The sequence below is a fragment of the Thalassobium sp. R2A62 genome, from assembly GCF_000161835.1.
Classification (GTDB): domain Bacteria; phylum Pseudomonadota; class Alphaproteobacteria; order Rhodobacterales; family Rhodobacteraceae; genus Thalassobium.
The window spans coordinates 3,207,479-3,221,894 of the sequence record NZ_GG697169.2 but is presented as its reverse complement, the minus strand read 5'-3'; the positions used below and the strand labels follow the sequence as shown (position 1 = coordinate 3,221,894).

The 14,416-nt window shown below is 57.1% G+C and carries 13 protein-coding genes; 4 read left to right on the top strand and 9 right to left on the bottom strand.

Annotated features, from left to right (window positions below):
* Positions 1–17: 17 nt before the first annotated feature.
* The 6 genes from upp to TR2A62_RS16060 are packed head-to-tail and all read right to left on the bottom strand — an operon-like array spanning position 18 to position 5,648.
* Complete coding sequence (gene upp, locus TR2A62_RS16085) at positions 18–650, bottom strand: uracil phosphoribosyltransferase (RefSeq protein WP_009159262.1); 633 nt, start codon at positions 648–650, stop codon at positions 18–20.
* 4 nt (positions 651–654) lie between these two features.
* The gene (locus tag TR2A62_RS16080; protein ID WP_009157999.1) at positions 655–1,635 is read right to left on the bottom strand and encodes an adenosine deaminase; all 981 of its coding nucleotides are present in this window, start codon (positions 1,633–1,635) and stop codon (positions 655–657) included.
* Positions 1,632–2,840, bottom strand: coding sequence for a phosphopentomutase (locus tag TR2A62_RS16075; RefSeq protein WP_009160867.1), 1,209 nt, complete (start codon positions 2,838–2,840; stop codon positions 1,632–1,634). Before TR2A62_RS16075 ends, TR2A62_RS16080 begins: the two co-directional genes overlap by 4 nt.
* The gene (locus tag TR2A62_RS16070; RefSeq protein WP_009159823.1) at positions 2,840–4,147 is read right to left on the bottom strand and encodes a thymidine phosphorylase; all 1,308 of its coding nucleotides are present in this window, start codon (positions 4,145–4,147) and stop codon (positions 2,840–2,842) included. Before TR2A62_RS16070 ends, TR2A62_RS16075 begins: the two co-directional genes overlap by 1 nt.
* Positions 4,148–4,150: 3 nt before the next feature.
* A complete protein-coding gene (gene cdd, locus TR2A62_RS16065) occupies positions 4,151–4,543 on the bottom strand; it encodes a cytidine deaminase (RefSeq protein WP_040820877.1) in 393 nt (130 codons plus the stop codon).
* A gap of 4 nt (positions 4,544–4,547) precedes the next feature.
* Positions 4,548–5,648 (bottom strand): cupin domain-containing protein, encoded by a 1,101-nt coding sequence (locus tag TR2A62_RS16060; protein ID WP_009159457.1) that lies wholly within the window; start codon positions 5,646–5,648, stop codon positions 4,548–4,550.
* Positions 5,649–5,773: 125 nt separating this feature from the next.
* On the opposite strand from TR2A62_RS16060, the gene TR2A62_RS16055 reads away from it, so the two are divergent.
* Both TR2A62_RS16055 and TR2A62_RS16050 read left to right on the top strand, forming a co-directional pair.
* Positions 5,774–8,074 carry an NADP-dependent malic enzyme gene (locus TR2A62_RS16055; RefSeq protein WP_009160491.1) on the top strand — a complete coding sequence of 767 codons (2,301 nt, stop codon included), beginning with the start codon at positions 5,774–5,776 and terminating at the stop codon, positions 8,072–8,074.
* A 125-nt stretch (positions 8,075–8,199) separates the two neighbouring features.
* The gene (locus tag TR2A62_RS16050) at positions 8,200–10,092 is read left to right on the top strand and encodes a propionyl-CoA synthetase (RefSeq protein WP_009157373.1); all 1,893 of its coding nucleotides are present in this window, start codon (positions 8,200–8,202) and stop codon (positions 10,090–10,092) included.
* Between the two features lie 51 nt (positions 10,093–10,143).
* On the opposite strand, the gene TR2A62_RS16045 is transcribed toward TR2A62_RS16050, so the two are convergent.
* Positions 10,144–10,347 carry a hypothetical protein gene (locus TR2A62_RS16045; protein WP_009158411.1) on the bottom strand — a complete coding sequence of 68 codons (204 nt, stop codon included), beginning with the start codon at positions 10,345–10,347 and terminating at the stop codon, positions 10,144–10,146.
* 545 nt (positions 10,348–10,892) lie between these two features.
* Positions 10,893–11,657, bottom strand: coding sequence for an NAD kinase (locus TR2A62_RS16040; protein WP_009158326.1), 765 nt, complete (start codon positions 11,655–11,657; stop codon positions 10,893–10,895).
* Between the two features lie 176 nt (positions 11,658–11,833).
* On the opposite strand from TR2A62_RS16040, the gene glyA reads away from it, so the two are divergent.
* Positions 11,834–13,129: a serine hydroxymethyltransferase gene (gene glyA / locus TR2A62_RS16035; RefSeq protein ID WP_009160766.1), complete on the top strand. Its 1,296-nt coding sequence runs from the start codon at positions 11,834–11,836 to the stop codon at positions 13,127–13,129.
* Between the two features lie 66 nt (positions 13,130–13,195).
* On the opposite strand, the gene TR2A62_RS16030 is transcribed toward glyA, so the two are convergent.
* Positions 13,196–13,567 carry a hypothetical protein gene (locus TR2A62_RS16030; protein WP_009157893.1) on the bottom strand — a complete coding sequence of 124 codons (372 nt, stop codon included), beginning with the start codon at positions 13,565–13,567 and terminating at the stop codon, positions 13,196–13,198.
* Between the two features lie 78 nt (positions 13,568–13,645).
* Here TR2A62_RS16030 and TR2A62_RS16025 point away from each other — a divergent pair, with 78 nt between their 5' ends.
* Positions 13,646–14,398, top strand: coding sequence for an alpha/beta fold hydrolase (locus tag TR2A62_RS16025; RefSeq protein ID WP_009158660.1), 753 nt, complete (start codon positions 13,646–13,648; stop codon positions 14,396–14,398).
* The last annotated feature ends 18 nt before the right edge of the window (positions 14,399–14,416 follow it).

The following is a 14,416-nucleotide window of genomic DNA, read 5'->3' as shown; positions in this document are numbered from 1 at the left end:
GTAAAGCGATTGTTGCCTTATTTCGTACCAAACATCCGGTCGCCAGCATCACCCAAACCAGGCACGATATACCCGTTTTCATTCAGTTTTTCGTCGATTGCCGCGGTCACAATTGGCACATCTGGATGTGCCTCACGCATACGTTCGATGCCCTCTGGCGCGGCCAAAAGGCACATAAACTGGATATTCGTCGCACCTGCCTGTTTCAGCAAATCAATCGCTGCAACCGACGAATTTCCCGTGGCAAGCATCGGATCCACCGCAATCACAAGCCGTTCGTCCAGCCGATCCGGCACTTTGAAATAATACTGCACAGGCTCTAGTGTCTCTTCGTCGCGGTAGAGCCCGACAAATCCGACACGCGCGGACGGGATAAGATCCAGCATCCCGTCGAGCAGGCCATTGCCCGCCCGCAAGATAGACACCAAAGCCAATTTGCGACCATCCAAAACCGGTGCGTCCATCTCTTGGATCGGCGTTGAAATCCGGCGCGTTGTGACATTCAGATCGCGGGTCACCTCGTAGGCCAAGAGCTGGCTGATTTCGCGCAACAACTGCCGAAACTCGGCAGTCGATGTTGTCATTTGGCGCATCAAGGTCAATTTGTGTTGAACCAGCGGGTGAGTGACGTGTGTGACGTGATCGGTCATGGCTTTAATCCAGTCTTGCTTTGATGTTTGCGCGGGTATCGGCATCACAAAAGGCCGCGTCGATTGCAGTGTGATTGACCTGCGAGAATTCTGCGTCGCCCCAGTCGAATGTGCGGTTCAACATCTCGAATTCATGGGTCATTGTCGTATGAAAAAATGGCGGGTCATCCGTAGACACGGTGACTTTGACCCCTGCGGCGCGCAGGCGTTCAATCGGATGGCTCGCCCAATTAGGAACAACGCCCAAGGCAACATTTGAGCCAGGGCAAACCTCGAGCACGATACCTTGCTCGACGATCTGTTCGATCAATTTGGGATCGTCTATCGATTGCACGCCGTGGCCAATCCGTTCAACGCGCAGATCGCGAAGCGTGTCAGCGACCTCGGTAGCACCACACCATTCTCCGGCATGCGATGTCAGGCGCAGGCCAGCCTCGCGCGCGATGTCGAATGCATAGGCAAAATCAACGGCACTATGCGCGTTCTCTGCCCCGCCCATGCCAAAACCTACGACCCAATCACCGGCCACCTCGGCGGCACATTTCGCTGAAATACGCGCCTGATCGGGGCCAAAGTGGCGGACACATGTCACGATCCCACGCATGGTGATGCCTAGATCACGCTCGGCTGCGCCTGCGGCCTCAATCGTGGCAGCCAGATATTCGCGCCACGCCACCATGTCGCACTGTCCCATAAAGTCTGGAGACAGGAACGCCTCGGCATAAATCACGCCGTTCTCAGCACAATTCTCGAGGACAGAGCGGGTCAGACGTGCGTAGTCTTCCGGCGTCTTTAGTGCCTTGGTTGCGCCTTCATAGACGCTCAAAAACTCGGCGAAATCTTTGTATTTATAGCTGCCTGTTTCATCAAACACGCCAGACACATCTATCTTTTTTTCAGTGGCGATCTGACGCACAAAATCAGGGTCTGCCGCACCTTCTAGATGCAGATGCAATTCAACCTTGGGGATGGATTGAAACGTCATAAAAAGCTCTTTCCTGGCCCGGATTGGGCGATATTCAAATGATAAGCGATCGAGGCCGCGACATCGACAAATTCGACAAGCCCGATTTCTCGCGTCCCTAGGCCATGCGCCAAGACCGGTACCCGCTCACGCGTGTGATCGGTGCCGGTCCAGGTTGGGTCGTTGCCGTGATCTGCGGTTACGATCAGCAGATCATCATCCTTGAGACGAGGCAAGAGGCGCGCCAGTTCGATGTCGAACCATTCGAGATGTTTTGCATAGCCCGCGACATTCCGTCGGTGGCCATATTTAGTGTCGAACTCGACCAGATTAACAAAGGTAAACGATCGATCCTCGGCCGTCTCGACCAAATCAAACACATGCCCCATCAGATCGGCATCAGCGCCTTTTCGGCATTCGTCGATCCCGCGCGTCGAAAAAATATCACCAATCTTTCCAACGGCATAGACGCGGCCGCCCGCCTCTGAAACCCAATCACACAGCGTTGGGGAGGGCGGAGATATTGCAAAATCTCGACGGTAAATTGTGCGGGTAAACCCATCCTCGACCGAGCCTACGAACGGTCGCGCGATGACCCTGCCAACTTTGCGTTCGTGCAACATCGGCGCGACAGCCCGGCACAAATCAATCAACCGCTCGCGGCCAAAATGATCTTCGTGTGCGGCGATCTGTAGAACACTGTCGACCGAAGTATAGCAGATCGGCCAGCCGGTTTTCAGATGCTCAGCCCCGAGGTCAGCGAGCACCTGTTCGCCCGATGCATGGCAATTCCCCAAAATACCGTCGGTGCCTGCAGCCTCACAAATTGCAGCAACGATATCGCTGGGAAAGCTTTTGGTTTTGTCTGGAAACACGCCCCAATCCCAAGGAACCGGCACGCCCATCAGCTCCCAATGTCCCGAGGGCGTGTCTTTGCCCATCGAGACCTCTGTTGCGGCCCCCCATGCCCCTGTGGGCACAGCGCGCAAATCAGTTTTATCACCCGAGGCCAACGTGATCGCAGCCCCGAGGCCCAGCGCATCAAGTGTTGGCACCGCCAAGGGCCCTTGGCGCCCATCGTCAGCCAAACCTGCAGTGCACTGTTGCGCAATATGCGCGACAGTATTTGCACCCGTGTCCGGACGATCAAGATTGAAAAACTTGTCAGCATCAGGCGCACCACCGATGCCCGCGCTATCTATCACGATGACAAATGCGCGGGGCATCAGGCCAGCCGTTTATGCACAAGCGGGTCGGCTTTGGGGGCCTCGTCGCCGAGCTTGATGGCTGCGCGAACGACGTCGGCAGCAGCGGTGGCGGCCTCTTCTGTTGTCGCGTGGATCGTAGCGATCGGATCGCGTTTGATTACCCGTTTTCCCGGAGGACAGATATGCGTAATGCCAACTGATGGGTCGATCTGATCCCCCTCGACTTGGCGGCCGCCACCCAACAGGACGACAATCTCGCCCAAAATTCGACAATCAATCTCGGTAACGACGCCAGCTTGCCCAGCATGAACCTCTAAGATCACTGGGGCTTCAGGCTGATAGGTCTGCCATTTCTCGACGAAATCCTTGGGGCCACCTAGGGCCGCAACCATACGGCCAAACCGTTCGGCGGCTTGGCGAGTGACCAATGATTTGAGGATCATGTCACGCCCATGGGTCACGCCGCCGGCCAGACCAGATTGTGCAAGCAATGTCCCACCAAGTTCGACGACCAATGCTTCGATACGTGATGTGCCCGCACCGCGTGTGAGGACCTCCATCACAGCGCGGATTTCCACGGCGTTACCGATCGCTGGCACCACGGGCTGGTTCATATCTGTGATCAGCGCGGCAGTCGGGCAGCCCGCGCCATTTGAAGTCCCGACCAAGGCCGAGGCGAGCTCTGTCGCGGCCTTAAGATCGGTCATGAATGCGCCCGAGCCGACTTTGACGTCCAAGACCAATCCTTGGAGACCCGCCGCAAGTTTCTTGGACAGGATCGAAGCCGTGATCAAATCGATGCTTTCAACTGTCGCAGTGACATCGCGGATCGCATAGAGCCTACGGTCCGCAGGCGCGATACGCTTTGACGCGCTGACGATCGCGCAACCGACGTCAGATGTGATCGCCCTGAGCCCAGCATCATCGACTTCGGTAGACAGACCAGGGATCGCTTCAAGTTTGTCGAGCGTGCCGCCCGTATGCCCCAAACCACGGCCAGAAATCATTGGAACATAGGCGCCACAGGCCGCCAGAGCGGGGGCTAGGATCAGTGAGACACAGTCACCAACGCCACCTGTTGAATGCTTGTCCAACACAGGCCCGTCCAGATCCCATGCCAATACATCACCGCTGTCGCGCATCGCACGGGTCAGCGCCACACGTCCCATTGGACCCAGACCTTTGGACACAGCGGCCATTGCAAAGGCACCGGCCTGCGCGTCGCTTACCGCACCACTGGCCAAACCACCAGCAAACCAGTTCAATTCGTCAGCAGACAGCTCTTCTCCGAGACGCAGTCGGTAGAGTATGGATCGTGCATCCATGGCTTAGCCCTCACCCAAATAATCATTACTAAACGCACCGGGCAACAACGCGCCCAGCGTGGTTTCTTCTACGGTGCCACCGGTCGTGGCCATCGTGACAGGCACATCACTCGCGCCAAACTCGGCCAGTTTCTGGCGGCATCCACCACATGGGCTGACAGGTAGCGGGCTACCGGCAATCACAGCGACCTCTACCAATTTGGTTTCGCCTGCAGCCACCATCGCAGCAATCGCGCCGGCCTCTGCACAGGTGCCTTCGGGATAGGCTGCGTTTTCAACGTTCACGCCAGTGTAGACCACGCCAGAGGCAGACCGGATCGCAGCACCAACCTGAAAATTTGAATACGGGGCATAAGCATTTTCACGCACCAAGCGGGCAGCATCGACAAGCGACATCAATTCAATCCATTTCTTGGGTGTCAAACACACCGGGCAAGGACACCTCGAGCAGTTCGAGGTCGTTCGAGACATCGCTATATCGTGTCTTCATGTCGGGCGGAATGACAAACGCATCGCCCGGGCACAGTTTGTACGGCTCCTGCCCCTCTCCCTCGAGGGTCATTGTGCCTTCCATGACAAAGGTGAAATGAATGTCTGCACCATGGCTGGCCCAGCGCGGCGCAGCTTGGGCTGCGCGCACGACTTGCACGCCAGCATCGTTCTGAGTGTGTTCCGCGATCGTTGTGTCGCGCGCATCAAATCCAGTCAGACGGAACGGCGCCCAAACGGCCTCTTCCACTTTGTGATGGACAAATTTCTGGCCCTGAAACGCACGATCCGGATCATAGGTTTCGTTTGGCAGCCCCATCTCGTGATCAATGGTGGTGACATGCTCGGCCGGCACACCAATTTCGATCACTTCGATATTGTCACTGGCAAAGAGGACCCGATGACGGATTTCCGGAGGCTGGATCACGCAGCATCCAGCATGCAGCCGAAAGGGCGCGCCTTGGTCCTCGTAGACCAAATCGACCCAGCCGCGATAACAGAAAATCAACTGAAACCCGACAGTATGATAGTGCACCATGTCCGGCACAGGGCCGCCATCGGGGATCCGAATGTGGCTTGCGATGATCGAGCCGCCCAATCGGTCGGGGATTAAATCGCGGTATTGCATCCCTGCCCGACCAATGACCCAAGGCGCCTGATCCGCGAGACGCCGCACGACAAACGCATGTTGGGTCTGTGGCTGCTCAAGCGGTGGCGACAGCGGCAAGATTTGCACTCGGGTTCCACCGGGGCTTGCGTCTCCTGCACCAGAAAATTGCTTGGCATCATCGGTTTGCAAAATAATCTCGCCTGCTGGCAGGTCGAGAGATTGGTCCAGTCGCACAGCCAAGCCATGCCCGGAAAAGACAGCAACCAATGGGTCGTCTGCCGGATAGATCATATCCATCCGCATCCCCAAGACTTTGGTAAAATACGAAATATCGGCTCTCAGATCAGATGTTGAAAGCAGAGCTTGGGCACTGGTGCGGGTGGATTCATTTGCGTCGGACATGGGTCAAAGCCTGTCCCGTCAAACCGTGATTTGCAACCCATGTTCTCAGCGCGTAATTTCCGGTGGCACACCAGCCCAAAATAATATAGTTCAACGTTAAACTACTTTTCAAAGTGAGCTTCCAGATGTCAGACACGCCAAAAGAAAATACCGCTGCCGAAGCTCTTAGACAGGCCGCGCTCGCCTATCACCGCGATCCGAAACCCGGTAAATTGGAAATCCGCCCAACCAAACCGATGGCGAATGGTCGTGACCTCGCTCGGGCGTATTCGCCGGGGGTCGCAGAGGCTAGCATCGAAATCAGGGACAACCCAGCAACAGCACGTGACTACACGGCTCGGGGCAATTTGGTTGCGGTTATCACAAACGGAACGGCCGTTTTGGGATTGGGTAACATCGGCGCGCTCGCGTCCAAGCCGGTGATGGAAGGCAAGGCCGTTCTGTTCAAGAAATTCGCTGACATCGATTGCTTTGACATCGAGATCAACGAACCCGACCCCTACAAGCTGGCCGATATTGTCTGCGCCCTCGAACCCACGTTTGGTGCAGTAAACCTAGAAGACATCAAGGCGCCCGAGGCATTCATCGTGGAGGAAGAGTGCCGCAAGCGGATGAACATCCCCGTCTTTCACGACGACCAGCACGGTACAGCAATTGTTGTTGGGGCCGCAGCGGTCAACGCTCTGAAAATCGTCGGCAAAGATTTCGCGGACATCAAGGTGGTCAGCACCGGCGGTGGCGCCGCAGGGATCGCCTGCCTGAATATGCTGCTCAAACTCGGCGTAAAGCGGGAAAACGTCTGGCTGGTCGATCACAAAGGTTTGGTTTTTGAAGGCCGGACAGAAGAGGTCACGCCACAAAAGCTGGAATACGCCCAAGACAGCGATCTGCGCGATCTGGGTCAAGTCATCGAAGGGGCCGATCTGTTCTTGGGCCTCTCGGGCCCTAACATTCTTAAGCCCGAGATGGTTGAAAAGATGGTTGATCGCCCAATCATCCTGGCTCTTGCGAACCCAAACCCCGAGATCATGCCAGATGCCGCCCGTGCCGTCGCACCAGAGGCCATCATCGCGACGGGCCGGTCGGATTTCCCAAACCAAGTCAACAACGTGCTGTGCTTTCCCTTTATCTTTCGCGGAGCGCTCGACGTTGGTGCAACCGATATCAACGACGAGATGAAGATCGCCTGTATCGAGGGCATCGCCGCCATGGCCCGCGCCACCACCAGCGCCGAGGCTGCCGCAGCATATAAAGGCGAAGAGCTGACCTTTGGCCCTGACTATTTGATCCCCAAGCCGTTCGATCCACGCCTCATGGGGGTTGTGGCCACGGCCGTTGCCCGCGCCGCGATGGACTCGGGCGTGGCGACAGCGCCCATCTCCGACTTTGATGCCTACAAGGCTCATCTCGATGCATCTGTTTTCAAATCTGCGCTGATCATGCGCCCCGTGTTCGAGGCCGCAGCAACCGCCAAACGCCGCATCGTATTTGCCGAGGGCGAAGACGAACGCGTGCTGCGCGCGGCCCAAGCGATGCTAGAGGACACAACCGACCAACCCATTCTGATTGGCCGCCCCGAGGTTATCGAGGCGCGTGCCGAACGCGCTGGCCTGTCCGTACATCCTGGCACAGATTTTGAGATCGTGAACCCTGAGAATGATCCGCGCTACCGCGACTACTGGCAGCACTATCACACCAAAATGGCGCGGAGCGGCGTCACGCCTGATTTAGCCAAGGCGATCATGCGCACCAACACTACCGCCATTGGCGCGGTGATGGTTGATCGTGGCGACGCCGACAGCCTGATCTGTGGTACCTTTGGGCAATACCTGTGGCACCTCAAATACCTCACCGAAATTCTGGGGGAAAAAGGCGACGGGCTGCACCCTGTGAGCGCGTTGTCGTTGATGATCCTAGAGGACGGCCCGTTGTTCGTGACCGACACCCATATCCACGCAGAACCAACGCCAGAACAGATCGCCGAGACGGTGATCGCAGCCGCGCGCCATGTCCGCCGCTTTGGCGTGAAGCCGAACATCGCGCTGTGTTCCCATTCGCAGTTTGGCAATCTCGATTGCGACACAGGCATCCGGATGCGTGCGGCAATTGATATTCTCGACGCTGGGAATCACGACTTTTGCTACGAAGGCGAGATGCACACCGATGCCGCACTGGATGCGAGCCTACGCAGCCGGATCTTTCCCGAAAACCGAATGCAGGGCGAAGCAAACGTATTGGTCTTTGCAAATTCCGATGCCGCGTCGGGTGTTCGCAACATTCTCAAGATGAAGGCCGGCGGCCTCGAAGTCGGCCCAATCTTGATGGGTATGGGCAACCGCGCCCATATCGTCACACCGTCGATTACTGCACGTGGTTTGCTCAACATGGCGGCCCTCGCGGGCACCCCTGTGGCGACCTACGGCTAGGCCCAAAACTTCGCAAACTTTGCAATCACTGCCTGCAAGTTCTGCAAATTATGCAAGCCGCACGTCTTGCCCCTACGTCTCTGCCCACTTAACACAAAGGGGCATGACGAGGGGGAGAGACCATCATGACCTACGCAGATGTCTACGCCAGCTGGCAATCCGATCCAGAAGCATTCTGGATGCAGCACGCACAGGCTATCGATTGGGACACGCCCCCCAGCCGTGCGCTGAATTCCGACAACGCGCCACTTTATGAATGGTTTACCGATGCGCGGGTCAACACCTGCTACAACGCAGTAGACCGCCATGTCGTTGCAGGTCACGGTGACCGCACAGCGATCATTTACGACAGCCCCGTCACCGACACTAAACGCGATATCACTTATGCCGAGCTACGTGATGATGTGGCTGCTCTGGCGGGTGCGCTGCGCGACAAAGGCATCACCAAAGGCGACCGTGTCATCATCTATATGCCAATGGTGCCCGAGGCCCTGACGGCCATGCTGGCCTGTGCGCGCCTAGGTGCAATCCATTCGGTTGTGTTTGGTGGTTTTGCGGCCAATGAATTGGCCGTGCGTATCGACGACGCCACACCCAAGGCGATCATCGCGGGGTCCTGCGGGATCGAGCCGGGACGCATCGTCGCCTACAAACCACTGCTGGACGGCGCGATCGAACTATCCACGCACAAGCCCGACTTTACCGTTGTGCTGCAACGCGACCAACAGCCCTGCGATTTGATCGAAGGCCGCGATTTTGATTGGCAGGAAATCACCCAAGCAGCGCCCTCGGCGGACTGTGTGCCTGTCGAGGGCAATCACCCTGCCTATATCCTCTATACGTCAGGCACGACGGGCCAACCCAAGGGCGTTATTCGCCCAACAGCAGGTCACCTTGTGGCGCTGAACTGGACGATGAAGAACATCTACAACGTCGATCCTGGCGACGTATTTTGGGCCGCCTCTGACGTGGGTTGGGTCGTGGGCCACAGCTATATTTGCTACGCCCCGTTGATCGCGGGAAACACAACGATTGTGTTCGAGGGCAAACCCGTGGGCACCCCTGACGCTGGCACGTTCTGGCGTGTGTGCGAAGAACACAAGGTCCGCTGTTTCTTTACAGCGCCGACAGCCTTTCGTGCTGTGAAACGCGTCGACCCCAAGGGCGAGTTGATCAAAGACTACGACCTAAGCGCGCTCGAGAATATTTACCTTGCGGGTGAACGGGCCGATCCCGACACCATCGAATGGATGCAGCATCATCTTAAGAAGCCGATCATCGATCACTGGTGGCAGACGGAAACGGGCTACACCATTGCGGGCAACCCTGTCGGCATCGAGCTTTTGCCGATCAAACTAGGCTCGCCCACCGTGCCGATGCCCGGGTATGACGTGCAAATCCTAGGCGATGAAGGGCACCCTGTCGCCGATGGCGAGCTTGGTGCGATTGCAATCAAACTGCCTCTGCCTCCTGGGACATTGCCAACCCTGTGGAACGCCGAAGAACGTTTCAAGAAGAGTTATCTCAACACGTTTCCCGGATATTACGAAACAGGCGATGCTGGGTACAAAGACGACGACGGGTATCTCTACATCATGGCGCGTACCGATGACGTCATCAACGTGGCAGGCCACCGCCTGTCGACGGGCGGCATGGAAGAAGTCCTCGCTGGTCATCCAGACGTGGCAGAATGCGCAGTCATCGGTGTTTCCGACGAACTCAAAGGGCAATTGCCACTTGGGTTCCTGTGCCTGAACGCAGGGACTGACCGTGAAGCGACTGATATCGTCAAAGAATGTGTGCAACGTGTCCGCGACACAATTGGCCCTGTGGCCGCGTTCAAACTCGCCGTTGTGATTGATCGTCTGCCCAAGACCCGCTCGGGCAAAATCCTGCGCGGAACAATGGTCAGCATCGCGGATGGCAAAGACTACAAGATGCCAGCGACCATCGACGATCCCGCAATTCTAGACGAGATCAAAGTGTCGCTCAAAACGCTTGGATACGCCGGCGGCTAAACTCTAGGGGCACCAGCGGCGAGGGGGACACGTCCCCCTGCCCGCCTCCTTTTAATTCGCTGAGCGCAGCGCCTTAGGGGCTGCAAAGAACGTGGTGCGGCTCGGGCCATCTGGCAGGGCTCTGCCATCGGTACTGACAGAGACCAGCACATAGTCATGGCCCGCGCGCGTATAAATCACACAAACGCCACCAACACGGTCGATTTCGGCGCGCATCACGTCTTGGATAAAGCGGCTGGCGTTGGGGTCACTCAACGCTATGCAACGAGCTATTGAGAGGCCCGCGGCGGCAGACGTTCGAAAGACAGGCTTCGGCAGGTATTTGGATTTAGTGAAGGAGATGAAGAATTGATTTTGAGCCCTGGAAGAACCCCATTCGATTATCCCCTCAGCGCAAAGTGCTGGTCGAAAAGTACCTGCAAGAACACTATCCCGCAGAACTCAAGAGTTGGTGGGAAAACCTCGATATGAACTCCATCTAAAAAAACACCGGTGTTACGAACACACGAGGGCAAGGCCGCTTCCTGCCGATGCGCGGAGACATCAAATATCGGAGCGCATAGGCAGGATGCGGTATGGGTTTGCAACACCGAAAATGGGGTTTGAGAGCGTTTTTAACGACCCCTAAAAAAGTATGCTTTCCGTCTGCTCTGATGAGGAAAAAGATATGGGAAACCCGTATCCTTTTTGGGTGTATGGTTTGTCAGGCGCCCAAGTCCTTACAAAATAGGGGTCCAAACTGCGACACCACTGTTACACTCGCTGTCTACGTGACAGAAACAGAGAAACTCCAGTTCCGATTACACAAATTGCTCGCGGATCAGACGTTCCTCGAGCCCGTGACCGGGATCAAAGAGAATGCGGTGCTCGACGTCCGACGCGCTCTTGATCTCGACACTGACGACGTCCCGCACCGACCGGCTATCGGCATCGGCCATCACAGGGCGTTTGAGATGATCGCGCACTTCGATGCGGACTTCTGCGCGTTTCGGCAGTAGTGCACCACGCCACCGGCGCGGGCGGAACGCGCTCATCGCGGTCAGGGCGAGAACGTCCGAACCGATTGGGATGATCGGGCCGTGTGCGGAATAGTTATAGGCCGTGGAACCCGCCGGCGTTGCAACCAGTGCACCGTCACAAACCAGTTCGTCTAGGCGCAGCTTGCCGTCCACATAGATGCGCAGCTTTGCCGCCTGCGGTCCCGCGCGCAGCAACGACACCTCATTGATCGCCAGCGCCTCGTGAGTTTCGCCTGCGGCGGTGATTGCGCGCATCTCCAGTGGGTTGATGACTTCTTCCATTGCTTCGGCCAACCGGTCGCCCAAATCGTCCTCGTGATAGGAGTTCATCAAAAACCCGACCGTGCCACGGTTCATCCCGTAGACGGGAGCCACCAAATGTTGGGTCGCGTGCAGGGTCTGCAACATGAACCCGTCGCCCCCCAGCGCCACGATGACGTCCGCCTCGTCTTGCGGCACCGATCCGTACCGCGCATTGAGAGCGACCAACGCCTCTTGGGCGGTGTCTGCAGTACTGGCGCAAAATGCGATATTTGTGCGGCTCATCAAGAAGCTCCTTGTTCCCACCCATCTTTTGCCTGTGCCTATCGGAAACGCAAGTCGCCGATCGGTTACCGCTAACTGGCGCAACGCTCACCAAGTGGGTCGTTTTGTAGCCTTTTCGACCGGAGCTGCCTGATATAAAAGGCCGCATGCCTTATGACGCGCCACAGGAGACTCTTATGAACGCTGCCGCAAAAGACACCGGGTTTTTCAACGAAAGCCTCGCCTCTCGCGATCCAGAAATCGCAAAAGCAATGGAGCAAGAGCTAGGTCGCCAGCGCGACGAGATCGAATTGATCGCCTCGGAAAACATCGTCTCTGCTGCCGTTATGGAAGCACAGGGCGGCGTGATGACCAACAAATACGCCGAAGGCTATCCCGGTCGTCGTTACTATGGCGGTTGCCAGTACGTCGACGTGGCCGAGAACCTCGCGATTGAGCGCGCCAAGGAAATGTTCGGCGTTCAGTTCGCCAACGTTCAGCCCAACTCGGGTTCGCAAGCCAACCAAGGTGTGTTCCAAGCACTGATCAAACCCGGTGATACCATTCTGGGGATGTCGCTGGACGCAGGTGGTCACCTGACCCACGGCGCCAAGCCGAACCAGTCCGGTAAAATCTACAACGCGATCCAGTATGGCGTACGCCAGCAGGACAGCCTGCTCGACTATGATCAGGTCCAAGAGCTCGCCACCGAGCATCAACCAAAGATGATCATCGCTGGCGGCTCTGCCATTCCTCGCATCATCGATTTCGCACGTATGCGCGAGATTGCCGATAGCGTCGGTGCATATCTTTTCGTCGACATGGCGCACTTTGCCGGTCTTGTTGCGGCGGGTCTCTATCCGTCGCCGTTCCCGCACGCACATGTTGCGACATCGACCACACACAAAACCCTGCGCGGTCCACGCGGTGGTATCATCGTCACCAATGACGAAGATCTGGCAAAGAAATTCAACTCGGCGATCTTCCCTGGTATTCAGGGCGGTCCCCTGATGCACGTGATTGCGGGCAAGGCCGTGGCCTTTGGCGAAGCACTGCGCCCCGAGTTCAAGACCTACCAAGAGCAAGTTATCAAGAACGCCCAAGCCTTGGCTGATCAACTGATGAAGGGCGGATTGGACATCGTCACAGGCGGCACAGACACTCACGTTATGCTGGTTGATTTGCGCCCCAAAGAAGTCAAAGGCAACGCGACCGAGCGTGCCTTGGGCCGTGCACATATCACCTGTAACAAAAACGGTATTCCGTTTGACCCAGAAAAACCGATGGTCACGTCCGGCATTCGTTTGGGCAGCCCTGCGGGCACAACGCGCGGCTTTGCCGAAACCGAGTTCTGCCAGATCGCCGATTGGATTGTCGAAGTTGTCGACGGTTTGGCCGCCAATGGCGAAGACGGCAACGACGCTGTCGAAGCCAAGGTCCGCGCCGAAGTTGCAGCCATGTGCGCGAACTTCCCGCTGTATCCAAACCTATAAGAATTGGGCCTCGGCCCACTTGCGGTTTCAGCGCCCCGTCAGTTCCAACTGGCGGGGCGTTTTTCGTTAGATCAGGCCGCGCCACCAAACATATGCGATGAAGACCACCACCACAAAAATCAGTTGAAACGAGATCAACCCAAGCATGTTCAGCATCTTGGTCTTGCGGCGTTCTTTGGGATCGATCGCCTTTAGGTGTTCGCGGATCCGCGTATGTGCGGCGGTCACGGACGAGGTATCGACCATGCGCGCCAATTTCGGGTTTTGACACTGCATCTGTGCCGCGCTCAGCGTCTCGACGTCGCGCTGAACACCCTTGGGCAACCGTCGCCCCGCCTTGGCCGCGAGCCGCCCCAGACTGCGCCCACGAAGCCGCAGTTTTTCCTGCATCAAGAGGCGCAGTTCTTCCACGGTTTTGTCTAGGGTCACGCTATCCATCGGGCAACCTTATGCGTGGCGGCAGGGCGGCTCAACCAGACCACTGGTCATTGACCACAGGCCTGCTAAAAACGGTGCATGTTGAACACAATAGAACATGGGGCGCGCACAGAGCGTCCTGACCTTTTGATCGCTCATGGGCTGTTTGGTTCGGGGCGCAATTGGGGTGCCATCGCCAAGCGCGTTTCAGACAGCCGCCGTGTTATGGCGGTCGACATGCGCAACCACGGCACCAGCCCACGTTTTGATACAAACAGCTATCCCGATATGGCCGGTGATTTGGCACAGGTCCTAGAGGGATCAGTAGATGCGCCCAGTGACGTTCTGGGACATTCGATGGGCGGCAAGAGCGCAATGGTTCTCGCGCTGACCCGACCCGAATTGGTCAGACGTTTGATCATCGCTGACATCGCACCCATCGGTTATTCACACACGCAGTCGCATCTGATCGACGCGATGGAACGGTTGGATCTAAGCGGCGTCAGCAAACGGTCTGAAGCTGCCGAACGGCTGGACGTCGATGAAAACGTCAAAGCCTTCTTGTTGCAAAGCGCGGACCTCAAGGCCGGAGAATGGCGGTTCAACCTACCAGTGCTGCGCGCCGAAATGGACAAGATCATCGGCTTTCCGAAGATGCAGGGATCGTTCGAAGGGCCTACACTGTTTTTGACAGGCGGCGCGTCAGACTATGTGCTGCCCGAGCATCGCGACGAAATCAAACGCCTGTTCCCGCGCGCCCGTTTTGCCAAGCTGCCTGATGTCGGACATTGGCTGCACGCCGAAAAACCTCGCGAGTTCGACGCGACCGTGCGCGCGTTTCTTGACGCCTAAAACAGGCTGGGTTGAGCC

Bases quoted from the DNA above. Each gene is read 5' to 3' on its own strand.
- upp (WP_009159262.1), bottom strand. From the start codon at position 650: ATGACCGATCACGTCACACACGTCACTCACCCGCTGGTTCAACACAAA.
- TR2A62_RS16080 (WP_009157999.1), bottom strand. From the start codon at position 1,635: ATGACGTTTCAATCCATCCCCAAGGTTGAATTGCATCTGCATCTAGAA.
- TR2A62_RS16075 (WP_009160867.1), bottom strand. From the start codon at position 2,840: ATGCCCCGCGCATTTGTCATCGTGATAGATAGCGCGGGCATCGGTGGT.
- TR2A62_RS16070 (WP_009159823.1), bottom strand. From the start codon at position 4,147: ATGGATGCACGATCCATACTCTACCGACTGCGTCTCGGAGAAGAGCTG.
- cdd (WP_040820877.1), bottom strand. From the start codon at position 4,543: ATGTCGCTTGTCGATGCTGCCCGCTTGGTGCGTGAAAATGCTTATGCC.
- TR2A62_RS16060 (WP_009159457.1), bottom strand. From the start codon at position 5,648: ATGTCCGACGCAAATGAATCCACCCGCACCAGTGCCCAAGCTCTGCTT.
- TR2A62_RS16055 (WP_009160491.1), top strand. From the start codon at position 5,774: ATGTCAGACACGCCAAAAGAAAATACCGCTGCCGAAGCTCTTAGACAG.
- TR2A62_RS16050 (WP_009157373.1), top strand. From the start codon at position 8,200: ATGACCTACGCAGATGTCTACGCCAGCTGGCAATCCGATCCAGAAGCA.
- TR2A62_RS16040 (WP_009158326.1), bottom strand. From the start codon at position 11,657: ATGAGCCGCACAAATATCGCATTTTGCGCCAGTACTGCAGACACCGCC.
- glyA (WP_009160766.1), top strand. From the start codon at position 11,834: ATGAACGCTGCCGCAAAAGACACCGGGTTTTTCAACGAAAGCCTCGCC.
- TR2A62_RS16030 (WP_009157893.1), bottom strand. From the start codon at position 13,567: ATGGATAGCGTGACCCTAGACAAAACCGTGGAAGAACTGCGCCTCTTG.
- TR2A62_RS16025 (WP_009158660.1), top strand. From the start codon at position 13,646: ATGTTGAACACAATAGAACATGGGGCGCGCACAGAGCGTCCTGACCTT.